Source organism: Streptomyces sp. Tue6028 (genome assembly GCF_002300165.1).
Classification (GTDB): Bacteria; Actinomycetota; Actinomycetes; order Streptomycetales; family Streptomycetaceae; genus Streptomyces; species Streptomyces siamensis.
The window spans coordinates 519,680-542,726 of the sequence record NZ_MLCE01000021.1; the positions used below are offsets into that span (position 1 = coordinate 519,680).

Annotated in this window: 19 protein-coding genes; 9 read left to right on the forward strand and 10 right to left on the reverse strand. The window is 72.0% G+C overall.

Annotation, left to right across the window (positions count from 1 at the left end; translation table 11 throughout):
- Nucleotides 1–75 precede the first annotated feature (75 nt).
- Nucleotides 76–3,390 carry an NACHT domain-containing protein gene (locus BKI49_RS20725; protein ID WP_095935749.1) on the reverse strand — a complete coding sequence of 1,105 codons (3,315 nt, stop codon included), beginning with the start codon at nucleotides 3,388–3,390 and terminating at the stop codon, nucleotides 76–78.
- Between the two features lie 466 nt (nucleotides 3,391–3,856).
- On the opposite strand from BKI49_RS20725, the gene BKI49_RS20730 reads away from it, so the two are divergent.
- Nucleotides 3,857–4,474, forward strand: coding sequence for a M23 family metallopeptidase (locus BKI49_RS20730; protein ID WP_095935750.1), 618 nt, complete (start codon nucleotides 3,857–3,859; stop codon nucleotides 4,472–4,474).
- Nucleotides 4,475–4,541: 67 nt separating this feature from the next.
- Here BKI49_RS20730 and BKI49_RS20735 read toward each other — a convergent pair whose 3' ends face one another.
- Nucleotides 4,542–5,135 (reverse strand): TetR/AcrR family transcriptional regulator, encoded by a 594-nt coding sequence (locus BKI49_RS20735; RefSeq protein WP_095935751.1) that lies wholly within the window; start codon nucleotides 5,133–5,135, stop codon nucleotides 4,542–4,544.
- A gap of 192 nt (nucleotides 5,136–5,327) precedes the next feature.
- Here BKI49_RS20735 and BKI49_RS20740 point away from each other — a divergent pair, with 192 nt between their 5' ends.
- The 3 genes from BKI49_RS20740 (at nucleotide 5,328) to BKI49_RS20750 (ending at nucleotide 8,107) form a co-directional block, all read left to right on the forward strand.
- Complete coding sequence (locus BKI49_RS20740; RefSeq protein ID WP_095935752.1) at nucleotides 5,328–6,917, forward strand: MDR family MFS transporter; 1,590 nt, start codon at nucleotides 5,328–5,330, stop codon at nucleotides 6,915–6,917.
- 246 nt (nucleotides 6,918–7,163) lie between these two features.
- Nucleotides 7,164–7,595, forward strand: coding sequence for a helix-turn-helix transcriptional regulator (locus BKI49_RS20745; protein ID WP_095935753.1), 432 nt, complete (start codon nucleotides 7,164–7,166; stop codon nucleotides 7,593–7,595).
- A 74-nt stretch (nucleotides 7,596–7,669) separates the two neighbouring features.
- A complete protein-coding gene (locus BKI49_RS20750; RefSeq protein WP_095935754.1) occupies nucleotides 7,670–8,107 on the forward strand; it encodes a VOC family protein in 438 nt (145 codons plus the stop codon).
- A gap of 60 nt (nucleotides 8,108–8,167) precedes the next feature.
- Here the strand turns inward: BKI49_RS20750 and cseC are convergent, their stop codons facing one another.
- The 5 genes from cseC to BKI49_RS20775 form a co-directional block, all read right to left on the reverse strand.
- Nucleotides 8,168–9,754 (reverse strand): two-component system sensor histidine kinase CseC, encoded by a 1,587-nt coding sequence (gene cseC / locus BKI49_RS20755; protein WP_257004882.1) that lies wholly within the window; start codon nucleotides 9,752–9,754, stop codon nucleotides 8,168–8,170.
- Nucleotides 9,755–9,762: 8 nt separating this feature from the next.
- On the reverse strand, nucleotides 9,763–10,470 hold the full coding sequence (gene cseB, locus BKI49_RS20760) for a two-component system response regulator CseB (RefSeq protein ID WP_095935756.1): 708 nt from the start codon (nucleotides 10,468–10,470) through the stop codon (nucleotides 9,763–9,765).
- A 10-nt stretch (nucleotides 10,471–10,480) separates the two neighbouring features.
- Entirely contained in the window at nucleotides 10,481–11,131 is a 651-nt protein-coding gene (locus BKI49_RS20765; RefSeq protein ID WP_373557570.1) for a hypothetical protein, read from the reverse strand.
- Nucleotides 11,119–11,670, reverse strand: coding sequence for a SigE family RNA polymerase sigma factor (locus BKI49_RS20770; RefSeq protein WP_095935757.1), 552 nt, complete (start codon nucleotides 11,668–11,670; stop codon nucleotides 11,119–11,121). The genes BKI49_RS20765 and BKI49_RS20770 overlap by 13 nt, the downstream gene beginning before the upstream one ends.
- Nucleotides 11,671–11,923: 253 nt before the next feature.
- The gene (locus tag BKI49_RS20775; protein WP_095935758.1) at nucleotides 11,924–12,832 is read right to left on the reverse strand and encodes an HhH-GPD family protein; all 909 of its coding nucleotides are present in this window, start codon (nucleotides 12,830–12,832) and stop codon (nucleotides 11,924–11,926) included.
- Between the two features lie 220 nt (nucleotides 12,833–13,052).
- Between BKI49_RS20775 and BKI49_RS35080 the strand changes: the two genes are divergently transcribed.
- Complete coding sequence (locus BKI49_RS35080) at nucleotides 13,053–13,889, forward strand: hypothetical protein (RefSeq protein WP_095935759.1); 837 nt, start codon at nucleotides 13,053–13,055, stop codon at nucleotides 13,887–13,889.
- A 228-nt stretch (nucleotides 13,890–14,117) separates the two neighbouring features.
- Here BKI49_RS35080 and disA read toward each other — a convergent pair whose 3' ends face one another.
- Nucleotides 14,118–15,242, reverse strand: coding sequence for a DNA integrity scanning diadenylate cyclase DisA (disA, locus tag BKI49_RS20785; protein WP_095935760.1), 1,125 nt, complete (start codon nucleotides 15,240–15,242; stop codon nucleotides 14,118–14,120).
- 68 nt (nucleotides 15,243–15,310) lie between these two features.
- The gene (gene radA / locus BKI49_RS20790) at nucleotides 15,311–16,720 is read right to left on the reverse strand and encodes a DNA repair protein RadA (protein ID WP_095935761.1); all 1,410 of its coding nucleotides are present in this window, start codon (nucleotides 16,718–16,720) and stop codon (nucleotides 15,311–15,313) included.
- 298 nt (nucleotides 16,721–17,018) lie between these two features.
- On the opposite strand from radA, the gene BKI49_RS20795 reads away from it, so the two are divergent.
- Entirely contained in the window at nucleotides 17,019–18,770 is a 1,752-nt protein-coding gene (locus tag BKI49_RS20795) for a BACON domain-containing protein (protein WP_373557571.1), read from the forward strand.
- A 123-nt stretch (nucleotides 18,771–18,893) separates the two neighbouring features.
- Here the strand turns inward: BKI49_RS20795 and BKI49_RS20800 are convergent, their stop codons facing one another.
- Nucleotides 18,894–19,742 carry a DUF3109 family protein gene (locus BKI49_RS20800; protein ID WP_095935763.1) on the reverse strand — a complete coding sequence of 283 codons (849 nt, stop codon included), beginning with the start codon at nucleotides 19,740–19,742 and terminating at the stop codon, nucleotides 18,894–18,896.
- A 71-nt stretch (nucleotides 19,743–19,813) separates the two neighbouring features.
- Here BKI49_RS20800 and BKI49_RS20805 point away from each other — a divergent pair, with 71 nt between their 5' ends.
- The 3 genes from BKI49_RS20805 to BKI49_RS20815 all read left to right on the forward strand — a co-directional run bounded on the left by BKI49_RS20805 (nucleotide 19,814) and on the right by BKI49_RS20815 (nucleotide 22,891).
- The gene (locus BKI49_RS20805) at nucleotides 19,814–20,746 is read left to right on the forward strand and encodes a Ppx/GppA family phosphatase (RefSeq protein ID WP_095935764.1); all 933 of its coding nucleotides are present in this window, start codon (nucleotides 19,814–19,816) and stop codon (nucleotides 20,744–20,746) included.
- A gap of 706 nt (nucleotides 20,747–21,452) precedes the next feature.
- Entirely contained in the window at nucleotides 21,453–22,277 is an 825-nt protein-coding gene (locus tag BKI49_RS20810) for a sugar phosphate isomerase/epimerase family protein (RefSeq protein ID WP_095935765.1), read from the forward strand.
- Complete coding sequence (locus BKI49_RS20815; protein WP_095935766.1) at nucleotides 22,274–22,891, forward strand: TetR/AcrR family transcriptional regulator; 618 nt, start codon at nucleotides 22,274–22,276, stop codon at nucleotides 22,889–22,891. The genes BKI49_RS20810 and BKI49_RS20815 overlap by 4 nt, the downstream gene beginning before the upstream one ends.
- Nucleotides 22,892–23,047 lie beyond the last annotated feature (156 nt).

Sequence of the window (23,047 nt, forward strand, 5' to 3'; positions counted from 1 at the left end):
CCCTCTTGCTGGTTCGGACAGGACGCCGGTGACGTCCGGCTCCTCGTTCTCCGGGCCGCGCCGCACACCGGGCGGCTACGTCTGCTGGGTCCAGGTCGTTCCGCCGAGGTGGCGCTGGGGCTGATGGACGACGGTCCGCTCCGGGAGCTGGTCGGCGCCGCACAACTCGCCCTCTCCGCCCGGGACGACGAGCAGCTCCCGCAGGCCGTGGGCGGCCTTCAGGGGGGAGACGTCCAGGCGGGTGCGGGTGGTGACGTCACCGATGATGTGCAGCTTCGTCAGGTGCGGGAAAACGGCCGGGACTCTCTCCAGGTCGAGGGTCCCGGCCATGTCGTCGAGGAGGAAGAGGTCGGTGACGCCTGGGAGTTCCAGGGAGTCCGGGCACAGTGCGAACAGGCTCACGCTCATCTGGAGATGGACGAGTTCGGGCAGTGCGGCGACGGCCGACCAGCCGTGGAGGAACCGGGTGTCCGCCGGCCAGCCGCTCGCGAGCAGAAAACCGAAGGTCAGCTCCTTCAGATGGCGCAGCGTCGCCAGCGGGCGCAGGTCCGGCTCGGGGCCCAGGTCGCTGAGGATCAGTGCCTCGATGGACTGTCCGGTCAGGGCCGACAGGTCGGTCAGGTGCGGGCAGGCGTCGATCTCCAGGCGGGTCAGCGTCGTCGCCCCGCCGAGGAAGGAGACGTCGGTGAGGGTGCTGTTGCTCCGGATGCACAGATGGGTGGGCGGGACCTCCGAGACGTACGCGCGTAACTGGTCGGCGGGCAGGTCGCCCTGGACGTCCACCATGGGGCGCCCGCCCAGCGCGCGCAGCGCCCGCAGCTGTGCGGCTTCGGTGACCAGGAAGTAGACCTCGTGCGGGTCGACCTGGGCGATGACCTCGCGGGCGAAGCGCTCGGTGTCGAACCGCGACCAGCTCCTGACGATCCGGTCACGGACCCGCGGGGAGTCGTGGCAGGCGAATCGGGTGAGGTACGGGATCGCCGCGTCCGACGCCAGGTGCAGCGCGGTCGCGACGACCGCGCCGGCCTCCTCGACGCTGAGTTCCTCGGGCCCGGGGAGCAGGTCCAGGACGAGGGGGCCGACGGTGGCGAGCTCGACGGCCTCCTGCGAGGTGGACGGCGGGATGAGTGTGCCGGTGCGTTCCTTGACCGCGAGCCGGACGGCGGGGTCGAGCTCGGCGGCGTGCTCCAGGCAGGCGGCGGCCAGCAGGAACACCCGGTTGCGCACCAGAACGTCCGTGGTCCGGTCGCCCACGGCGAGCAACTCGGTGAGGATGTCGGCACGTTCGCGCGGCCTGCTGTGGGCCACGGCCATCCGGATGACGTCCTCCCACTGGTCGTCGGCCGCGTGCTCGATCAGCAGGCCGATGTCCCACACCTCCACGGCCGCTCGTGCTCCCAGATAGTCCTGGAAGGTGCGGTGGATGAAGTCGACGGCGCCGGGGGCCGGTTCGCGCAACAGGCCGCTGCGCAGAAGGAGATGGCGGAAGACGGCCGCCGCGTCGCCCAGGGCTGCCGCGGCGGGCACCGAGGGGAGGGCCTCCTCGATGATCTGCTCGGCGCGTTCGCGGTCGAGTTCGGTACGGCCGTTGCGGATCAGCCAGTACGCGAGCCGCTGGAGCAGCTGGGTCTGCGGCTCCTGCTGCAGTTCGAGCGTCAGGATGTCGCGCTCCCGGTCCCGGCGGGTCAGCAGCATGGTGAGCGCGGCCTCGTACAGCTCCTTGCGTCCTTGCGGGAGATAGCCGCGCCGGTCGCGGTGGAGCGCGCAGATGAGCCCGCACATGAGCGGGTTGGTGGCGAGCCGGCCGAGATCTCCCTTGCTGCGTACGGCGGTCAGCAACTGGCTCTTGTACGTGGTGAGGGCCTCGTCCTCGTCCGGGCTGCCGATCCGTGCGGCGGTGTGCCAGCGCTCGATGAACGCGGCGACGTCCGCCGGGCTCATCGCGGAGAGGGTGAGCTCGGCGAAGTCGTCGTCCGTGAGCCAGTTCTCGCGCACCGCCGAGGGCCGTGAGGTGACCAGCCAGCGGTTGCCGGGATAGGCGCTGATGAGGTCGCTGAGCCAGACACGGGTCCGCTCCCGTTCGGCGTCGGGCACCTCGTCGATGCCGTCGACGAGGACCAGTCCGCGCCGGGAGCCGAGGACCCGGTCCGCCCAGCCCTCCGGCTGGCCGGCGGCGAGCGGGCAGCCGGTGGCCTCCAGGAAGCGGTCGGGCACGGGGAGCCGCTCCCCGTGCCGGGTGAGGGTGCGCAGGGGGAGCACGAAGGGGACCCGCTCGTGCAGGTACGACATCGGGCCCTGCGGTGCCGAGCGGGCGGCGGAGACGGCCAGCCACTGGACGAGGGTGGTCTTGCCGGAGCCGGCGACCCCGCGCAGCAGGACGCGTTCGTGGGCGGCGAGGGCCTGGTCGGCAGGGCGCGAGTCGAAGCGTTCGAGGTGGCGCCGGCCCGCCTCGGTCTTCGCCGGGGCCGGGACCGCACGCGCGCCGCGGTTGTCCGTGTCGGCGGGCCGCCGGTCGGGGGCGGCCGTGGGCGGGTGCGTGCCGGGCACCTCTTCCGCGGGTGCGGTGCCGGCGGTCTCCCCGGGTGCCGGGCCGGCGGTCTGCCAGGGTGCGCCGTCGTTCCGTCCGAGGCCCGGGCGGGAGGCGGTGAACGTGCCGGGCCGCACATAGCCGAGGAGTCGCTTGCGCGGGGCGGTCGCCTCCAGGCTCAGGTACGCGGCGTCCAGCGGCCACTTGCCGGGGGAGTTGGTCAGGTCGATCCCGTAGATCGTGAGCTGCCCCTGCTTCTTGGCGACATAGGCGAGGTAGCGGCGCTCGAACGAGGTGTCGCGGGCGTCGGGCCGCGGGACGCGGGTGATCAGCTCGTCGAGTTTCGCGACGAGCTCGGCCAGCAGGCGGGTCTGTTCCACCAGCGTGCGCGCCACGAACGTGGAGCGCTGGGTGAAGAAGTGCATGACGTGGACGCAGGCCCACTCGGTCAGGGAGTCGAGGAAGAAGGAGGCGTCGGCGGAGAGGTTCCCGGTGGGGGCCCGGTGGTGGAGCTTGCGGGCCAGTTCGCGGTGGCCGAGCCGGACGGCCTGGACGTCGTCCATGTCGAGGTCGCCGAGGGCGAGCAGCTTGCGGGACAGCGCGTCCGTGACCGCCGTCTCCTCGTCGGGCGGGAAGGGGCGCTCGCCCGGTGAGTCGAGCGCCGCCCGGACCAGCTGGGCGGCGAGGCGGCGGACGTCCTTCTCGGTGAGCGTGCGTTTCTCTCCGCGGAAGGAGACCAGGGCCGAGAGGCGTACCGGCTCGTCCACGAGGCCGGCTCCCGGGCCGTCGCGCCGGAAGAGTTTCTTGACCAGCGGCGCGATGAGGCTCGACGCCAGTTTCGTGCCCAGTACCGACGGATCCATACGGCCTCCCCCAAGAGCCCTGAACCAGGCAAGCAGCGTAGCCCCGGTCACATTCCCGGGGGGCTTGATCTTGCCGTCCGGTGACATGGCGCACAGGCGTTTTGTCCGGTACTAACCTGCCTAGTGGACAGGGCGAAACGGACATTCAGGACCTTTGACCCAGGGCTCTCGGAGCGGTCCGCGCGTCGCGGGGCCGAAGGGCCGCGAGGGGTTTTTTCCAGCGGGCGCAGCCCTCCGAAGTGCGGTTAAACCGTGTTTTGGGCGAGGGAAACGACAGATCTGGTACGGGATGTCCGAACTGTCAAGGTTCATTAAGTTTTTGGGTGAAGTACGACCTAACGTCGTAGGTCACACTGTTTGGGGGTCTGTGGGGTGGCGGGTTACCAAGGTGATGGGCCGCTCGCCGGACGACATGTCCACCGGGCGGTTTCCCGAGTCCCAGTCCCCGTTCTCGCGAGGTCCTCACATGTCGAAGCGCGTCACGTCCCGCCAGTCCCGTACGTCCCTGATTCGCACCCGGGCCGCCGTCCTGGCCGTGGGCCTCGGAGCCACGGCCGTACTGGGCGCCGGGGTCGCGAGCGCCGCCGAGACCGGCCTGAACAGTGCAGGCACCGTCAAGGCCGCGAACACCCTCCAGGCCCAGTCCGCCGCCGCCAAGAAGGGCGGCTCCTGGGTCGACCCGGTGAAGCGGTACGCCCTGTCCGCCAGCTTCAACCAGGCCGGCGGCATGTGGGCCCACAAGCACTCCGGCCAGGACTTCGCCGTGCCGCAGGGCACCCAGGTCGTCGCCGCGCACGGCGGCACCGTCGTGAAGGCCGGCCCCAACGGCGCCGGTGACGGCCCCGCGTACGGCAACGCCATCGTCATCAAGCACGGCAACGGCACGTACTCGCAGTACGCCCACCTGTCGCGCATCGACGTGCGGATAGGCCAGGTCGTCGGCACCGGTCAGCACATCGCGCTGTCCGGCAACACCGGCAACTCCAGCGGCCCGCACCTGCACTTCGAGATCCGTACCACCCCGAACTACGGGTCCGCGGTCGACCCCGTCGCCTTCCTGCGCGCTCAGGGTGTCGTCGTCTGATCACCTGACCCCCACAGGGTGATCACCCCGTAGGTGTGGCCGGGCGTCCCGAAAGGGGCGCCCGGCCTCATGCGGTGGCGCCGCCGTTGGCCTGTGTCACCAGATCGATCGCGACCTCCAGGACCGCCTTGCGCTTGTCCTCGGGGTCGCCTTCGACGTCCCTGAGGACGAACATCCCGGCGTGCATGGAGAAGAGCGCGCTGATGCACCGGACCTGGTCCTTCAGGTCGGCGTCCGGCTCCTTGAGCAGGTCGACCATCCGGATCATGCGGTCCTTGAAGTCCTCGCCCGTGCGCAGCTCGCGCACCGTCGCCTGGTTCTCCTGCATGAAGCGGAAGAGCGGGGCCGCCTCGGCGAGGGCGTCGCTGTAGCGGTGCAGGATCTCCTGCTTCGTCGCCAGCGTGCGCGGCTGCTGCGCCCCCCACTCGATCAGCTCGTCCATGGGCCGGGACAGGTCCTGGAAGAGGCTGATGAGGATGTCTTCCTTGGTCTTGAAGTGGTAGTAGAGCGCCGCCTTCGTCACGTCGAGGTGCTCGGCGATCTCGCGGAGCGAGGTCTTCTCGTAGCCCTGCTCGGAGAAGAGTTCGAGGGCCACGTCCTGGATGCGCTGGCGGGTGTCGCCGCGGCGCTGTCGCTTGGTGCCGTCCATGGTGCCGCCCATCCTCTTACTCCTCGCGCTCCCTGAAAACTTACCTGTCGACCGGCTGGTAAAACTAATTAAACTTACTTGACGCCCGGCTAGTTCGGGGTCTAGTTTCCCTGAGTGTAGTCAACTTGCCGGTCGGCAAGTAAGTAGTCGAGGGGCGGCGGCCGCATCAGAGGGCGGCGGCGGTACTCAGGGGAGTGGGAAACGATGGCGGACAACACGGCAGCGGCCGCACCGGTCGCCGAGGACGGCGGGAAACAGCCGCGCAGCGTACGGGTCGTACTGCTCGCGCTCATGATCGCGATGCTGCTCGCGATGCTCGACAACATGATCGTGGGTACGGCGATGCCCACGATCGTCGGTGAACTGGGCGGGCTGGAGCACCTGTCCTGGGTCGTCACCGCGTACACGCTCGCGACCGCCGCCTCGACCCCGATCTGGGGCAAGCTCGGCGACATGTACGGGCGCAAGGGCGCCTTCATGACCTCGATCGTGATCTTCCTGATCGGCTCCGCGCTCAGCGGCATGTCCCAGGACATGGGGCAGCTCATCGGCTTCCGCGCCGTCCAGGGTCTCGGCGCCGGCGGTCTCATGGTCGGCGTCATGGCGATCATCGGCGACCTGATCCCGCCGCGGGAGCGCGGCAAGTACCAGGGCATGATGGCCGGCGTCATGGCCTTCGCCATGATCCTCGGCCCACTGGTCGGCGGCTCCATCACCGACCACTGGGGCTGGCGCTGGTCCTTCTACATCAACCTTCCGCTCGGCGTCGTCGCGCTCCTCGCGGTCAGCGCCGTGCTGCACCTGCCCAGGAAGCGGGTCCAGGCGAAGATCGACTACCTCGGCGCCGGCCTGCTGGCGCTCGGCATCTCGTCGATCGTGCTGGTCACCACCTGGGGCGGCACCGAGTACTCCTGGGGCTCCGCGCGGATCATGGAGCTGATCGGCATCGGCGTCGCCGCGCTCGTCGGCTTCGTCTTCTGGCAGACCCGGGCCGCCGCGCCGATCATGCCGCTGCACATCTTCCGCAGCCGCAACTTCACCCTGATGTCCGTCATCGGCTTCATCACCGGCTTCGTGATGTTCGGTGCGGTGCTCTTCCTCCCGCTGTACCAGCAGTCCGTGCAGGGCGCGTCCGCGACCAACTCCGGTCTGCTGCTCCTGCCGATGCTCGGCGCGATGCTCGCCGTGTCGATGGTCGCGGGCCGGGTCACCACCAACAGCGGTCGCTACAAGGTCTTCCCGCTCGTCGGCAGCGTCCTGATGATCGTCGGGCTGTTCCTGCTAGCCCAGATGGACACCGGGACGACCCGCCTGACCTCGGGGCTGTACATGGCGGTGCTGGGCGCGGGCATGGGCTGCCTGATGCAGATCACCATGCTGGTCGCACAGAACAGCGTGGAGATGAAGGACATGGGTGTCGCGTCCTCCTCGACCACCCTGTTCCGGACCCTCGGTTCCTCCTTCGGCGTCGCCATCATGGGCGCCCTGTTCAACCACCGGGTGCAGGACGTGATGGCCGAGCGGGCCGGAGCACTCGGCTCCAAGGTGACGGAGCAGTCCGCGCAGCTCGACGCGGCCAGCCTGGCGAAGCTGCCCACCGCGGCGCGCGAGGCCTACCAGTACGCGGTGTCCTCCGGTACGCACTCCGCGTTCCTGCTCGGCTCCGTGGTGGCGGTGGTGGCGCTGGTCGCCGCCGTGTTCGTCAAGGAGGTCCCGCTGAAGGGGGCGGGCGCGCCCAAGCCGGACGACGCACAGGACGCGGCCCCCGCGGCGAGCATCGCCGAGGCGGTCTGACCCCCTCCGCGAACCCCACGAGTTCCGCGAGCTCCGGAGTTCGGCGAAATCAACCCGAGTTCCGCGCGTACTCGGACCGAAGGCCCCCGGCGTTGTCCGCCCCGGGGGCCTTCTCCCGTCTCCGGCGCCGGGCCCGCGACGGACCGGTCGCTCCGGCCCCGGCCCGCGACGGGCCGGGTGTTCCGGCGCCGGGCGACGGCCGCGGCGATGTCAGTGCCGCGTGCCACCATCGGGAGCGTGGACAGGATGCGGCAGCTGCGGCTGGCCAAGGATGCGATGGACCGGGACTGGGCCGAGCCCGGCCTCGATCTCGACGCGCTGGCCGCGCACGCCGGGTACTCGCGCTATCACTTCATCCGCGCCTTCAAGGCGGTGTACGGCGAGACGCCCGGCCAGTATCTGACGCACCGCCGCATCGAGCGGGCGGAGGAGATGCTGCGCACGGCGAACCTCTCGGTCACCGACATCTGCCACCTGGTCGGGTTCAGCAGCCTCGGCACCTTCTCGGCGAGCTTCAAGACGTGGACCGGACTGACACCGAGCGAGTACCGCGCGAAGCACGTGCGGAAGGGGGCCGCCCTCATCCCCGGCTGCTACGCCATGTTGTGGGCGGGCGGCTTCCGGCGCAGGGCCGCTTCCCCGTCCGCCGAGGACCGCAACTCTGAAGAAGCACCCTGAGCCGGCCCGCGCCTACGGTGGCGAGCAGGAGCTGGTGCCGGACGGGCAGCAGTGGACGACAGGAGAGCAGAGCCATGATCAAGGGCCTGGGCATCACCACCGTCTGGACGTTCGACCAGGAGCGGACCAAGGCCTTCTTCACCGAGAAGCTCGACTTCGAGGTGCGTAACGACCTGGCCATGGGGTCCATGCGGTGGATCACCGTGGGGGCCAAGGACCAGCCGGACGTCGAGCTCGCGCTGATGAGCCTGGACGGCCCGGGGCTCGACCCGGAGTCCGCGGAGGCGCTGAAGAAGCTGGTCGGCAAGGGCGCGCTGGGCGCAGGCGCCTTCCGTACCGACGACTGCCGCGGTGACTACGAGAAGTTCAAGGCGCGCGGAGTGGAGTTCCTCCAGGACCCCCAGGAGCGGCCGTACGGAATCGAGGCGATCTTCCGCGACGACAACGGCAACTGGTACTCGCTCACCCAGCGCAGCGAGGAGCTCGACTTCTCGAAGGACTTCGGCTGCTGAGCGTGCCCCCGCGTGCCGCGACCGCCCCCGGTCGGTGAGGGTTTCGGGGCCGCCGGACCCTCACTTGCCGGAGGCCGACGGCAGCATGGGATAGCTCCCGGTGTTCGTCGGGGCGTGCTCCGGCAGCCACAGCACCGCGACCGCACCCTCCGCGGGCACCTCGTCCGGAGCCCCGGCGGGCCGTACGTTGCGGAACGTCAGCCGGGCCCCGAGCACCCGGGCCTGCCCCGCGGCGATCGTGAGGCCCAGCCCGTGCCCATGGCCGGCGCGGTCGGTGCTGCCGGTACGGAAGCGGCTCGGGCCCTCGGCGAGGAGCTTCTCCGGGAAGCCGGGGCCGTGGTCGCGGACACGGATGACACGGCCCTCGACCGTGACCTCGACGGGCGGCCTGCCATGCCGGGAGGCGTTCGCGAGGAGGTTGAACAGGACGCGCTCCAGGCGCCGCGGGTCGGTCGTGACCTCCGACTCGTGGACCACGCGCACCTCGACGCCCGCGTCCTTGGCGGCCACGCGGCGCGTGACGAACTCGCCGAGCATGATGTCCTGCAGCTCGGCCCGCTCGGAGGCGCCGTCGAGGCGGGCGACCTCCAGGACGTCCTCGACGAGCGTGCGCATGGCCTGCGCCCGGTCCCGGACGAGTTCGGTGGGACGGCCGGGCGGCAGCAGCTCCGCCGCCGTCAGCAGCCCGGTCACCGGCGTGCGCAGCTCGTGGGCGATGTCGGCGGTCACCCGGCGCTCCGCCTCGATGCGCTGCTGGAGCGCGTCCGCCATCGCGTCGACGGCCCGCGCCAGGTCGTCGGTCTCGTCGCGCACGACACCGCCGATCGCGTCCCGCACCCGCACGTCGGTGTCGCCCTTGGCGACCTGGTTCGCGGCGGCCGCGGCCTTGCGCAGCCGGCGCGACAGCTGGCCGCCGATGAGTACGCCGAGCGCGCTGCCGCCGAACACGACCGCGATGGACCCGATGATCAGGGCCTGGTCGAGGTCCTTCATGACGTCCGCGTTGCGGTCGGTGAACCGCTCGTGCCAGGACAGCACCCGGCCGTCCCTGAGCGGTACGGCGGCCCAGATGTCGGGCACCCCGTGCGTGCCCTCGGAGATGTAGGTGGCCCGCCGGCCGTGCGAGACGCTCTCCAGCAGGTCAGCGGGGATGGACGGATCGTCGATCTTGGCCCCGAAGGGCGGTGGCCGGCCGGGTCCGTACATGCGCTGGGCGAGCTGGATGCGCTCGTCCGCGAGGTCCCGCGAGTTGTCGAGCATCGACACCCGGGCCGCGTTGTGCACGACCAGGCTCAGCGCGATCGCGACGAGTGCGCCGACCAGGGCGATCGCCGTGCTCAGCTTCCAGCGGATGCCGGTACGGATGTTCGTGCCCGAGTCGGAGCCGTCGTCGGCGGCACCGCCGGGACGCGGTCGCACGCCCGCATCCGTCCGTGCGCCCGGAACCGGGCCCGCACCCGTCCGTACGCCCGGAACCGCGCCGGTACCCGTCCGTGCGCCCGGAACCGGGCCCGCACCCGTCCGTACGCCCGGAACCGCGCCGGTACCCGTCCGTGCGCCCGGAACCGGGCCCGCATCCGTCCGTTTGCCCGGAACCGGGCGCCCGGCCGGCCCACCGGACCCCGGACGCCGAAATATCCCCCGCATATCCCTGCTCAGGCCTTCAACTTGTAGCCGAAGCCACGGACCGTCTCGATCCGGTCCTGGCCGATCTTCGTACGCAGCCGCTGCACGTGCACGTCGACGACGCGGGTGTCACCGCCCCAGCCGTAGTCCCACACGCGTTCGAGCAGCTTGTCGCGGCTCAGCACCGTACCCGGCGCGGCGGAGAACTCCAGCAGCAGCCGCATCTCGGTGGGCGTCAGCGCCACGTGCGCACCGCTCCTGCGCACCTCCATGCCCTCGGTGTCGATCTCCAGATCACCGAAGGCGAGGACCCCGCCGTCCACCGGGGCCGGCTCGTCGGCCGCCGCGCCCCGCCCGCCGTTGGCGTGCCCGAAGCGGCGCAGCACCGCGCGGATACGGGCGACCAGAACGGCCCCGTCGAAGGGCTTGGTCACATAGTCGTCGGCGCCGGCCTCCAGGCCGAGCACGACGTCGATCGAGTCGGCGCGCGCGGACAGCATGATCACGGGGACGGTCGACTCGTCCCGGATGCGGCGGCACAGCGAGACGCCGTCGAGCCCGGGGACCATCACGTCCAGCAGGGCGATGTCCGGGCGGTCGGCACGGAAAGCCTCCAGGCCCGACAGCCCGTCGGGCATGGCGGTCACCGCGAAGCCGTCGCGCTCCAGGGCGAGTTGCGTGGCCTCCCGGATGACGTCGTCGTCCTCGACGAACAGGACGTGGGTCTGCTCTGCCATCCGTCTGCTCTCAGTTCGCCTCGGGCGAGGGCGAGTCGGCGCCGCCCACCGCGTTGCTGTAGTCGTTGTGGATCCGGGACTCCTCGGTGAAGCGGGTCGCGGACCAGCCGTAGGTGATCACTTCTTCGCTGGAGGGGTACGACACCGGGTCGCCCTTCTCGTACAGCTGCTGGGTGACCACCAGATCGCCGCGGTCTATCTCCGCGTAGACCGGCGGCTCCTCGGCCTTGAACACATTCTGGTACCTGCCGTTGGCCTCGCGGTACACGTACGAGCCGATGCCGACGGCGTCGCCGCAGGTCATCACGTTGACCACGACGTCGTTCGAGGAGCTTTTGGTGAGGTTGCCGTACGACACGTCGACGGGGTACTCGTCGCCGACGCACGGCTTCAGGTCGCGCTTGACCGCCGCGCTGACCCCCGGGTCGTTCTTGACCAGCCGGACGGCGTCGACGCGCCGTGCCGCCTTGCTCGGCGAGGCGGCGGCCGTGGGCGTGGCCGCGCCCTTCGCGACGGCGTCGCCGCCCGCCGGGCCCTCGTCGCGGGCGCCGGTGCCACCGGTGGCGCAGGCGCTCACGAAAAGGCCGAGGGCGGTGAGCACGGCCGTGGCCGTACTCCCCGCCTTCAGGACCTGACTGGCCCGACTTTCTAGGCCGCGCAACGCTCCCGCTCCTCACCCGGTTCGAGCGCGCGGGCACCGCGCTCCGCGAGGTCGCGGCTCTCCAGCTCCTCGCGGAGCCGGGCCAGCGCCCGGTGCAGCGTGCTCTTGACCGTTCCGGCCGACATGCCGAGGGCGGCGGCCGTCTCCTCCGTGGACATCTGCTCCCAGTGTCGCAGCACCACGACACTGCGTTGCTTGGGAGCGAGAACCTTCATGATGTCCATCAGCAGCGCGCGGTCCGCGTGCTGCTCGGTGGAGTCCTCGACGCTGGCGTCCGGAAGCTGCTCGGTGGGCACCTCTTCGAGCTTGCGGGCCCGCCACCACTCGGTCCGGGTGTTGATCATGACGCGGCGCAGGTAGGCGTCGGCCAGCCGCTTGTCCGCGATGCCGTCCCAGCGGCCGTACGTCCGCACGAGCGCGGTCTGCAGCAGATCCTGCGCGTCGACCGGGTCGGGGACCAGGCGGCGGGCACTGCGCAGCAGCGCGTCCTGCCGGGTACGGACGTACTCCTCGAATTCGAGCACCTCGCCCTGCGCCATGATCAACCGCCTCCATCCCCGTTTCCGACCTGCCTGCTGCCGGTTGTCCGTCTGCTGTCGCACCGCCTGCGTGCCGCGGTCTGTGCGGCCGCTCCTGCGGTACGGCAATGAAGCTACGGAGGCGTTGTCACGGGGTTGTCCGAGACAGCCTGCGGCAAGCAATCGGCTGTCCGTCGGTTGTGTAACGGATGTAGGCGCGGGGTAAGAGAGAGGCTGCTTTCTGCCCGTACTGGTCCCGTTGTGGGTGTTTTTGTCAGGTCAGGGGGAGTCGATACAGAGCGCCGGGGAGCGGCTCCACCAGTCCGTCGGCGACGAGCCCGTCGAGCGCGCGCGCCCGCTGCACCGGTTCGCCCCACACACGGTCAAGTGCCGCCTGCGGCACGGGCGCGACCGCTTCCCGCAGTACGGCGAGCAGCTTTCCGCGCACCTGCCGGTCCGTTCCGGCGTACGTCTGACCGCGCCGGGGCGGGCCCTGGTGCTCCGGCTTGCCCGCCAGCTGCCACGCGCACTGCGCGGCGATGGGGCAGCGGTGACAGGTCTCGTTCTTCGCCGTGCAGACGAGCGCGCCGAGTTCCATGGAGGCGGCAGCCCAGCGGGACGCCGTGTGCTGGTCCTCGGGCAGCAGCGCCCGCGCGAGCTTGCGCTCGGCCGCGGTGGTGGCGTTCGGCGGGTACTGGACGCCGGTGACGGCCCGCGCGAACACCCGTCGCACATTCGTGTCCAGCACGGCGTGCCGCTGGCCGTAGGCGAATGACGCGACCGCCGCCGCCGTGTACTCCCCGATGCCGGGCAGTGCCAGCAGCTGGGCGTGCTCCGCCGGTACGTCGCCGCCGTGCCGCTCCGTTATGGCCACTGCGGCGCCGTGCAGGCGCAGCGCGCGTCGTGGGTAGCCGAGCCGTCCCCAGGCGCGGACGGCCTCTCCCGGGGCCTCCTTCGCCAGGTCGGCGGGGCGGGGCCAGCGGGCCAGCCACTGCTCGTACACGGGGAGTACGCGGTTGACCGGGGTCTGCTGGAGCATGAACTCGCTGACCATCACTCCCCAGGGACCGGCGTCGGGGCGCCGCCACGGGAGGTCACGGGCGTGCTCGTCGAACCAGGCGATGACGGGTGCGTGGAGCGTCTCGCCGGAGGCGTTCTGGGTGGGTTTGGTGGGTGCAGTCATGGCTCTGTCGATCCTGCCAGATCTTTGCAGCCCGTCCGGCGATTGAGCGCGGGCCCGTCCGGGCCGTCACGGTGTCCGGGCACGAAGTCCGCAGGTACCGGACGGGTGGGGGCGGAGGGGGTGAAAACTCGCCGTGTCCCGGGATGATGATCCGGAAAAGTTGCCGACAGGGCGGCGGGTGCGGCAAGCCGCGGCGCCGATCTCTCGTACAGTTTGCGCCGTGGGATCTCTGCGCAATCCTGTCGGGCCGCTTCCCTCCACCATCTACTGGCGTCGGAGGGCCGTTCTGCTGTCTGTGGTAGCGCTGTTGGCGTTGCTCATCGTGTGGGTGGTCGGTTCCGGAGGCGGAGGCGGAAAGCACGACAACGGCGGGTCCAACGGCAAGAACCCCGCGCCCACCATCACTCCCGGCCCCTCCGGTTCGGGTCCCGCGATCAGCCAACACCCGGGCGGGCGCGACGAGTCGAGCGGTAGCGGTAGCGGCGGCGGCGACGAGGGCGGCGACGGTGACGGCGACGCGAGCGGCGGCGGTTCGGCCGGCGGTGCCGGTTCCGGCGGCTCCGAGGAGAGCGGCGGCGGGACCGGAGGCGGCTCGGACGACGGGTCCAAGAACGGCGGCGGGTCGGGGGACCGGCTCCCGGCCGGCTCCACGCTCCCCAACTGCACACCCGGCAACGTGAAGTTGACGCTGCACAGCGAGCACAACAGCTACGCCCCCGACGAGACCCCCACGGTCGATCTCATCGCCAAGAACTCCTCGGGCAGCGCCTGCAAGCTCGATCTCGGCCCCGAGAACACCGTGCTGACGATCACTCAGGCCGGGAGCGACGACGACATCTGGTCCTCGGACGACTGCCCGAAGGGCGGCGGCAGCCAGTTGTACCGCGTGCCCGCCGACGACCAGGTGATCTACAAGGTGAAGTGGGACCGCAAGGCCAGCGCCCCCGAGTGCGCCACGCCTCCGGCGGGTTCGGCGTCCGCGGGCACGTACCTGGTGGAGGCGAAGGCGCCCGGACTGGTCAAGGCGCAGACGTCGTTCGTCCTGGCCAAGGACTGACCGAGGGCTGAGCGAGGGCTGAGCGAGGACTGGGCCCGGGAGTTCGGCGCGAGTGTCGAGCCCGGGCGCGGCACCCGGCTCGCGCGCCGGCCCCGAGCGCTCAGGCCTCGGGCAGGCCGCCCAGACCCGGGGCTCGGCCCGCGGGCCGAAAAGAAGGGGCCGGCCCGAGCGGTGAAGAGCCGGAGGGCCGAGGGCCCGGCGATCCGGCGGTACGTCTGGACGTACCGGCTAGACGTACCGCTCCAGGATCGACGACTCGGCCAGGCGGGACAGGCCCTCCCGGACACTGCGCGCCCGCGCTTCGCCCACGCCGTCGACCGTCTGGAGGTCGTCCACGCTGGCCGCGAGCAGCTTCTGCAGCCCGCCGAAGTGCTCGACGAGCCGGTCGATGATCGCGCCGGGCAGCCGGGGCACCTTCGCGAGCAGCCGGAAGCCGCGCGGCGAGACCGCGGAGTCCAGCGCCTCGGGGGAGCCGGTGTAGCCCAACGCCCTCGCCACGGTGGAGAGTTCGAGGAGCTCCGCGTGGGTCAGCGCGTCCAGCTCGGACAGTGCCTCGTCGACCGTGCGGGAGCGCTTGGCGGTCGGCTCCGGCACGTAGTCCCGTACGACGAGCTCGCGCTCGGGCTCCACGCCCGCGATCAACTCGTCCAGCTGGAGCGCGAGAAGACGCCCGTCGGTGCCCAGTTCGACCACGTACTCGGCGATCTCGGTGGCGATGCGGCGGACCATCTCCAGGCGCTGGGCGACCGCCGAGACGTCCCGGACGGTGACCAGGTCCTCGATCTCCAGCGCGGAGAGCGTGCCCGCGACCTCGTCGAGGCGGAGCTTGTAGCGCTCCAGGGTCGCGAGCGCCTGGTTGGCGCGGGAGAGGATCGCGGCGGAGTCCTCCAGGACCCGGCGCTGACCGTCGACGTACAGCGCGATCAGGCGCATCGACTGGGAGACCGAGACGACGGGGAAGCCGACCTGCTTGCTCACCCGGTCCGCGGTGCGGTGCCGCGTGCCCGTCTCCTCCGTGGGGATCGTCGGGTCGGGCACCAGCTGCACGCCCGCCCGGAGGATCTTGGTGATGTCCTTGTCGAGGACGATGCCGCCGTCGAGCTTGCACAGTTCGCGCAGCCGCGTGGCGGTGAATTCGACATCCAGGACAAAACCGCCCGTACACATCGCTTCGACGGTCTTGTCGGAGCCCAGCACGATGAGTCCGCCCGTGTTGCCGCGGAGAATCCGCTCGAGCCCGTCGCGCAGGGCCGTGCCGGGTGCCACGGCGCTCAGAGAGGCGCGCATCAGGCCATCGGCACCGGAGCTCCCACCGGACTTTCCGGGAGCTGCTGCCCGGTCGTTGGCTGCCACTGCACTCCTCCGGTCGCAGGTTTCCGGTCGCCCTCGGTTCGTACGGACGGGCGAGACCAGGGCAAAGTCTACCGGCGCTCTTCCTCCTCCCGTGGGGCCTCTCGACGACGGGAGCGAGGAAGGACCCGCAGCGCGTCGCCCATGTCGGCGACTTCCAGGACCTTCATACCGGGAGGGATCTTGCCCGGGTCGGTCGGTACGAGGGCGTGCGTGAAGCCCAGGCGGTGCGCTTCGGCGAGCCTGCGCTGGACGCCCGTGACCCGTCTGACCTCGCCCGCGAGCCCCACCTCGCCGATCGCCACGAGATTCTTGGGCAGCGGGGTGTCACTCGCGGCCGAGGCCAGCGCGAGCGCGATCGCGAGGTCCGCGGCGGGCTCGGAGAGCTTCACGCCGCCGACCGTCGCCGAGTAGATGTCCCGCTTGCCGAGGGCGCTGATCCGTCCGCGCTGCTCCAGGACGGCGAGCATCATCGAGACCCGGGAGGTCTCCAGGCCGGACGTCGTCCGGCGCGGGGAGGGGATCTGCGAGTCCACGGTCAGTGCCTGCACTTCGGCGACCAGGGGGCGGCGGCCTTCGAGCGTCACCGTGAGGCAGGTCCCGGGCACCGGCTCGTCGCGGCGCGTCAGGAACAGGCCCGAGGGGTCCGCGAGGCCCGTGATGCCCTCGTCGTGCAGCTCGAAACAGCCGACCTCGTCCGTCGTCCCGTACCGGTTCTTCACTCCTCGGACGAGCCGGAGGCGGGCGTGCCGGTCGCCCTCGAAGTGCAGCACGACGTCCACGAGGTGTTCGAGCAGGCGGGGGCCCGCGATGGCGCCGTCCTTGGTGACATGGCCCACGAGGAGGGTGGACATGCCCCGCTCCTTGGAGGCGCGGATGAGCGCTCCGGCGACCTCGCGCACCTGCGCCATGCCACCGGGGGCGCCGTCGATCTCCGGAGAGGCGACGGTCTGCACCGAGTCCATGATGAGCAGGGACGGCTTCACCGCGTCCAAGTGGCCGAGGACGGCAGCCAGATCGGTCTCCGCGGCGAGATAGAGGTGGTCGTCGATCGCCTTGATGCGGTCGGCGCGCAGCCGGACCTGGCTCGCCGACTCCTCGCCGGTCACATACAGCGTGCGGTGTTCGTCGCTGGCCGACTTCGCGGCGACGTCGAGCAGGAGGGTGGACTTGCCGACGCCGGGCTCGCCCGCGACCAGGACGACCGCGCCGGGCACCAGGCCGCCGCCGAGGACCCGGTCCAGCTCGGGCACGCCGGTGGAGCGGGCGGTGGCCTGACGGCCGTCGACCTGCCCGATCGGTACCGCGGAGGTGGTGACGCGGCCCGGCGCCGTGGTGCGCACGGCGGGCGCGCCGTACTCCTCGATCGTCCCCCATGCCTGGCACTCGGGGCAGCGGCCGAGCCACTTGGCCGTCTGCCAGCCGCACTCGGTGCAGCGGTAGGACGGCCGGTCCTTCGCGGATTTCGTACGGGCAGCCATGACGGAACCGTAACCGAGCCCACTGACACCCCGGCCTCGACCGGTGGGAGAGGCCGGGAGGCGGGGCCGGGGCGGTGGGCAGACGCTCGGCCGGGGCGTCCGCCGGGCCGGTGCCTCCCGGTCCGCCGGCCCACCCGACGGGGGTATCTGCCATGGCCTGCCATCGCCGCCCGTGACGGCCTGGGCCACGGGATCGAAGGTTCGTGTACCCGATTGAGGGATCGTTTCACCCGTACGGATTAAATGTGCTCAAGGTGGAAGAAGGGGCCACCTCAGGGCGCCTACGGTCGCACGGGTGATGAGCAGCAGTCCGGAGACCACCACGCACACCACCGGCGCACACCGGGCGCATGGACCTGCCCGCAAGCGGGTGGCGGCGCCCCGTGGCGCGAGCACCCGCACCCTGGCCCAGCGTCCTCCCGCGCGCTACGAACCGTACCTGGACGGCCTGTTCACCTACTGCCTGAGCGTGCTGTGCGACCACGACTCGGCCACCGCCGCCCTCGGCGACGTCCTCGCGCTGGCCGAGCGCCGGAGCCCGCGCGGCCCCGAGTCCGCGGCCGACCGCCGCGCCTGGCTGTACGCGCTGGCCCGCTGGTCCTGTCTGCGCAAGCTCACCGAAGCCCGGCGCAGACGCCAGGCGGCGCACGCCTCCGGGCGGCGCGCGGCCCACCGGTCGCACCAGGACGCCGCCGACCGGCGCGCGGCCGAGGCGCTCGGCGGCACCGTGTCCGAGGAGGTCAGGGCGCGGCGCCAGCGCGAACTCGCCCTGCTCGCCTGGCCGGAGGCCGCCGGCACCACTCCCGAGCAGCGCGAGGCGCTCGAACTCGCCGTGCGTCACCAGCTCGCCGCCCACGAGGTCGCCGCCGTCCTCGGCATGGACCTCGCCGCCGCCCGCGAGCTGCTCGCCTCCGCCGCCTGCGAGGTCGAACGCACCCGTGCCGCGCTCGCCGTCGTCGAGACCGGCGCCTGCCCCGGCGTCGCCCGCCTCACCGGCGACAACCAGCTCGTCCTGAGCGCCGCCCTGCGCTGCGAGCTGGTCCGGCACGTCGACGACTGCCCCCGCTGCCGCCGCACCGCCGAGCGCGCGGTCCCCGGCGCCTGGCCCGGCACCAGCGTCACCCCCGCCGCCCTGCCCGTCCTGGAGGCGCCCCGCCGGGCGCTGCACACCGCGATGGCCCACGCGTCGCGCGCGCGGAGCGGTGCTCCGCGCTTCGACCGGCGTGGCTTCCCGATGGACCCCAAGGACCACGCGGCCCGCCGGGACCGGCTCCGCGCGCGTGCCGTCACGACGACCGTCGTCGCCACCGTCGTCGCCGCACCGGTGCTCGCCCTCTGGGCGGCCTACCGGGGCGCGCCCCTCACTGGTGAAGGGACGGACGGCCGCCCGGTCACCGCGAGCGAGGCGCACGGCCCCGACGGCATGGAAGGCGACGGGTCGGGCGGCTACGAGAACGCGGGCAACGCCAGCGCCCGGCCCGATGCGCGCTTCACCAAGGGCAGTCGCTCGCCGGACGTCTCCGTGGAGGTCGTCAGTGCCCCCGGAAGCACCCCGGGGCAGGGCGCAGGGCAGCTCGCCGTGACGGCGGGCAACACTGGGGACACCACCCTCGTCACGCTGACCGCGTCCGGGAGTTCGCCGGTCCACTGGTCCGCCCGCACCGGAGCCTCGTGGCTCTACCTGAGCCAGTCCGCGGGGACCCTCGACCCGGGCGAGTCGGTGACGGTCAAGGTGTACGTCGATCATCTCCGGGAGCCGGTCGGCCACTGGAACGCGCAGGTGGCGATCGCCCCCGCGGGTGCCGTGGTCACGATCGCCGGCTACGGCAACGCGGGGCCCTCCGGCCCCGGGGGCCACGACCCGGCGCCGACGCCCAGCGACCCGGTCCCGACCGACCCCGGCTCCACCCCGCCGCCGTCCGACCCCGACCCGTCGCCGACGCCGTCCGACCCGACGACCTCCCCGACGCCCACCGAACCGACGCCGTCGGACCCGGGCGGTTCGACGCCGCCGCCGAGCGACAGCGGCGCGCCGACCCCGTCGTCGTAGGGCGACGTGTCCATACGGCCCCGGGGCCGTCGTCCGGGCCCGGCGCACCGGGCGCGGACGCTCCGCGGCCCCGTCGTCCCGGCCCGCCGTGCCCGCGGGCGTGGACGCCCCCCGTGCCCCGTCTCAGCCCGTCGGGTCCGCCGGGTGCGGTGCCAGCAGCGGCAGCTGCGACGCCAGCCGCTCCTCGCAGAGCTCGACGAGGCGGTCGTACCCCGCCTTGCCCATGAGCTCGATCAGCTCCGGGCGGTACGACACGTACACCGGGTCGCCCGCGCCGTGCGCGGAGGTCGCCGAGGTGCACCACCAGTGCAGGTCGTGGCCGCCGGGGCCCCAGCCGCGGCGGTCGTACTCGCCGATGGAGACCTGGAGCACCCGGGTGTCGTCGGGCCGGTCGATCCACTCGTACGTCCGTCGGACCGGCAGCTGCCAGCAGACGTCCGGCTTGGTCTCCAGCGGCTCCCGGCCCTCCTTCAGGGCGAGGATGTGCAGCGAGCAGCCCGCGCCGCCCGCGAAGCCCGGACGGTTCTGGAAGATGCACGAGCCCTGGTACGGGCGCGTCTGGCGGTCGCCGTCCTCGTCCTCGGAGACCCAGCCGGTCTTCGTGCCCACGTCATGGTGCTGCCAGATGTCCGGCGTGAGGCGCGCCACGTGCTCGGCCACCCGCTTCTCGTCGTCCTCGTCCGAGAAGTGGGCCCCCAGCGTGCAGCAGCCGTCGTCGGCGCGGCCCGCCTGGATGCCCTGGCAGCCGCTTCCGAAGATGCAGTTCCAGCGAGAGGTCAGCCATGTCAGATCGCACCGGAAGACCTGCTCGTCATCGGCCGGATCAGGAAATTCCACCCATGCGCGAGCGAAGTCGAGTCCCTTCTCGTCGGACACGGCGGCCTTCGTCGGGGACTTCTTGGGCTTGGGCGCCTTCGTCTGCGAAGAACCCTTGGCTGATTTGTCGGGCTTCGCCTTTTTCGTCTTTGGCACCCGTCCAGGGTAAGTCGCTTCTGCCCGCTCCGGGGACGGCCGACGGTCGTGGGGGCAGTAGCGTTCCGTATATGAGACTCGGTGTCCTCGACGTGGGTTCGAACACGGTGCATCTGCTGGTGGTGGACGCCCACCCCGGCGCCCGCCCGTTGCCCGCGCACTCGCACAAGGCCGACCTGCGGCTCGCCCAACTGCTCGACGGGAGCGGGGCGATCGACCCCGCGGGTGTCGACAAACTGGTCGAAACGGTCCAGGACGCGCTGGAGGCCGCCGAGGACAAGGGCGTCGAGGCGCTGCTGCCCTTCGCCACGTCCGCGGTCCGCGAGGCGCGCAACGCCGACGACGTCCTGGCCCGGGTGCAGGCCGAGACCGGCGTGGAGCTCCAGGTCCTGACCGGCGAGGAGGAGGCCAGACTCACCTTCCTCGCTGCCCGCCGCTGGTTCGGCTGGTCCGCGGGCAAGCTCCTCGTCCTCGACATCGGCGGCGGCTCCCTGGAGATCGCGTACGGCATGGACGAGGAGCCGGACGCGGCGGTGTCCCTGCCGCTGGGCGCGGGGCGGCTCACCGCCGGCTGGCTGCCGACCGACCCGGCCGATCCGGCCGACGTGAAGGCGCTGCGCCGCCATGTGCGGGCGCAGATCGCCCGCACGGTCGGAGAGTTCAGCCGCTTCGGCGCCCCCGACCATGTGGTCGCCACCTCCAAGACGTTCAAGCAACTGGCCCGCATCGCCGGCGCCGCGCGCTCCACGGAGGGCCTCTACGTCCAGCGCGAGCTGAAGCGGCGGGCCCTGGAGGACTGGGTGCCGCGTCTCGCGTCGATGACCGGGGAGGAGCGCGCGGAGCTTCCGGGCGTCTCCCCCGGCCGCTCGGGCCAGCTCCTCGCGGGCGCGCTCGTCGCCGAGGGTGCGATGGATCTCTTCGGCGTCGAGACCCTTGAGGTCTGCCCCTGGGCTCTCCGCGAGGGCGTCATCCTCCGCCGCCTGGACCACATGCCCTCGGAGTAGCCCCCACACGCCCCGCACGGGTGAAGGTGGTCCGGGTCCGGCGGGCCTGGGGGCGCGGGGAACTGCGCACCTGGTGGCACCCGGCGGGCACGGGTGAGCGTGGTCCAGGTCCGGCGGACCTAGGGGCGCGGGGAACTGCGCGCCCAGCGACACCCGGCGGTTACGGGTGAAGGTGGTCCGGGTCCGGCGGGCCTGGGGGCGCGGGGAACTGCGCACCTGGTGGCACCCGGCGGGCACGGGTGAGCGTGGTCGGGGTCCGGCGGACCCAGGGGCGCGCCCAGCCACACACAACCCGCACGGACCGGCGCATACCGAAACCGCCCCGCCCCGGACGGGGGGAGCGGCGCAGCCCGGTGGGGTGGCGCAGCCCGGTGGGGCGGCGTTGCCCCGTGGCGGTTGGCGACGCGGGGCGACCGCGGCACGGTGGGGGCCAGGCGCGCAGTTCCCCGCGCCCCTGGCCGGGTGGCCGCAACCCGCGCTCGACCGTGCGGCCCCACTCGACCCCGGGAACCGGGCGTACCGCCCCGGAGCCCCACCCCCAGGAACAGGACAAAACACCCCCGCACCGCCGAGACCCCCACCACGTGACGGAGCCCACCCCCGGCGCGAAAAGGCCGGGAGACCACGGGCCACAGCCCCTGACGCCCCCGGCCGGAAGCCCACCACCCACGGCTCCCGGCCGAACCCAACCCGTACTCTGTCCCTCGTGGCAGAACCAGTCGTGCGCATCGCGGATGCGAAGGTCGCGTTGTCCACGGCCTCCGTGTATCCGGAGTCGACGGCGACGGCCTTCGAGATCGCCGCACGCCTCGGCTACGACGGAGTCGAGGTCATGGTGTGGACCGACCCGGTCAGCCAGGACATCGAGGCACTGCGCAGGCTCAGCGACTACCACCAGATCCCGATCCTCGCCGTACACGCCCCCTGCCTGCTGATCACCCAGCGGGTGTGGTCCACCGACCCGTGGGTCAAGCTCCAGCGCGCCCGGGCGGCGGCGGAGAAGCTGGGCGCGTCGACCGTCGTGGTGCACCCCCCGTTCCGCTGGCAGCGCCAGTACGCGCGCGACTTCGTCAGCGGGATCTGGCGGATGGCGCACGAGACGGACGTACGGTTCGCCGTCGAGAACATGTACCCCTGGCGCTACCGCGACCGCGAGATGCTCGCGTACGCCCCCGAGTGGGACGTGACGAAGGACGACTACCGGCACTTCACGATCGACCTCAGCCACACCGCGACGGCCCGCACCGACGCCCTGCAGATGATCGACCGCATGGCCGACCGCCTCGGCCATGTCCACCTCGCCGACGGCAACGGCTCCAACAAGGACGAGCACCTGGTCCCGGGCCGCGGCACCCAGCCCTGCGCGGAGCTGCTCGAACGCCTCGCGCTGTCCGGGTTCGACGGCCACGTGGTCATCGAGGTCAACACCCGCCGCGCGATGTCCAGCGCCGAGCGCGAGGCCGACCTGGCCGAGGCCCTGGCCTTCACCCGGCTCCACCTCGCCTCCGCGGTGAAGGTGCCCCGCCGGTGACGGACGCCACGTCCCGCCGCGGCCGGGGGCGCCCCTCCCGCACGCAGACCGAGGCGGCCCCCGCCACCCGCGACCAGATTCTGGAGGCGGCCCGCGCCGAGTTCTCCGAGCGCGGCTACGAGAAGGCCTCGGTCCGGGGCATCGCGAAGGCCGCCGGGGTGGACTCCGCGCTCGTGCACCACTACTTCGGCACCAAGGAGCAGGTCTTCGAGGCGGCCATCGAGGTCGCCTTCGCACCCGCCCTGGCCGCTCCGGCCGCCATCGAGGACGGCCCCCTCGACGGCGTCGGCGAACGACTCACCCGCTTCGTGTTCGGTGTCTGGGAGAACCCGGCCACCCGCACCCCGCTCCTCGCGATCGTGCGCTCCGCCGTGAACAACGAAGCGGCCGCCGCCGTCTTCCGCCGCCTCGTGGCCGCCCAGCTGCTGCGCCGCATCGTCCAGCAGCTCGACCTCCCCGACGCCGAGCTGCGCGCCGAGCTCGCCGCCGCCCAGCTCGTCGGCACCGCGATGCTGCGCTACGTGATCAAGATCGAGCCGCTGGCGTCGGCCGACCTGGAGCGGATCGTGGCGCGGGTGGCGCCGGTGGTCCAGGGACACTTGACGAACCCCTGAGCGATCGGCCCCCCGGGCGGCGTACCGCTGTTTCACTGGCCGTACGCCGATGTCCGGACCCGTCGTTCGGCGTGCGGCCGGCGACCGAGATGTGCGTCCCGTATTTCGGACTGCCTGTCCGGATCCTGGAGCACCGGCGTACGCTCGACCCAGTCA

What these genes read in the sequence shown, in the direction of transcription:
- BKI49_RS20725 (WP_095935749.1), bottom strand. Translation starts at nt 3,390, where the DNA reads ATGGATCCGTCGGTACTGGGCACGAAACTGGCGTCGAGCCTCATCGCG.
- BKI49_RS20730 (WP_095935750.1), top strand. Translation starts at nt 3,857, where the DNA reads ATGTCGAAGCGCGTCACGTCCCGCCAGTCCCGTACGTCCCTGATTCGC.
- BKI49_RS20735 (WP_095935751.1), bottom strand. Translation starts at nt 5,135, where the DNA reads ATGGGCGGCACCATGGACGGCACCAAGCGACAGCGCCGCGGCGACACC.
- BKI49_RS20740 (WP_095935752.1), top strand. Translation starts at nt 5,328, where the DNA reads ATGGCGGACAACACGGCAGCGGCCGCACCGGTCGCCGAGGACGGCGGG.
- BKI49_RS20745 (WP_095935753.1), top strand. Translation starts at nt 7,164, where the DNA reads ATGCGGCAGCTGCGGCTGGCCAAGGATGCGATGGACCGGGACTGGGCC.
- BKI49_RS20750 (WP_095935754.1), top strand. Translation starts at nt 7,670, where the DNA reads ATGATCAAGGGCCTGGGCATCACCACCGTCTGGACGTTCGACCAGGAG.
- cseC (WP_257004882.1), bottom strand. Translation starts at nt 9,754, where the DNA reads ATGCGGGGGATATTTCGGCGTCCGGGGTCCGGTGGGCCGGCCGGGCGC.
- cseB (WP_095935756.1), bottom strand. Translation starts at nt 10,470, where the DNA reads ATGGCAGAGCAGACCCACGTCCTGTTCGTCGAGGACGACGACGTCATC.
- BKI49_RS20770 (WP_095935757.1), bottom strand. Translation starts at nt 11,670, where the DNA reads ATGGCGCAGGGCGAGGTGCTCGAATTCGAGGAGTACGTCCGTACCCGG.
- BKI49_RS20775 (WP_095935758.1), bottom strand. Translation starts at nt 12,832, where the DNA reads ATGACTGCACCCACCAAACCCACCCAGAACGCCTCCGGCGAGACGCTC.
- radA (WP_095935761.1), bottom strand. Translation starts at nt 16,720, where the DNA reads ATGGCTGCCCGTACGAAATCCGCGAAGGACCGGCCGTCCTACCGCTGC.
- BKI49_RS20795 (WP_373557571.1), top strand. Translation starts at nt 17,019, where the DNA reads ATGAGCAGCAGTCCGGAGACCACCACGCACACCACCGGCGCACACCGG.
- BKI49_RS20805 (WP_095935764.1), top strand. Translation starts at nt 19,814, where the DNA reads ATGAGACTCGGTGTCCTCGACGTGGGTTCGAACACGGTGCATCTGCTG.